General features: G+C 75.4%; 1 protein-coding gene. It reads left to right on the plus strand.

Annotated features, from left to right (window positions below; translation table 11 throughout):
* The coding region (locus tag PUR61_RS00265) for an FAD-linked oxidase C-terminal domain-containing protein (RefSeq protein ID WP_329874366.1) at window positions 1–267 on the plus strand (267 nt) is incomplete at its 5' end.
* Window positions 268–309: the final 42 nt, after the last annotated feature.

Consider the following 309-nt stretch of genomic DNA (forward strand, 5'->3'; position numbering starts at 1 on the left):
GGCGCCCCGACCGGCGCCTCGCGCTACTTCACGGGCGTCCCCGCCCTCCGCGACCACCCGATGGCGCGGTTGGCCGGTGCGACGCGCGCCGCCTGCCACGCCCGCCTGACGGCCGGCGGCACGATCACCCACCACCATGCGGTCGGCGCCGACCACCGCCCCTGGATGCCCGACGAGATCGGCGAGCTGGGCGTGCGCATCCTGCGCGCCGTCAAGGCCGAGCTGGACCCGGCGGGCATCCTCAACCCGGGCAAGCTGATCCCGTGAGCGGCCGGAGAACCATCGCCCGCGTCGTTCTCCTCACCAACC

Source organism: Streptomyces sp. BE20, assembly GCF_036322525.1.
GTDB lineage: Bacteria > Actinomycetota > Actinomycetes > Streptomycetales > Streptomycetaceae > Kitasatospora.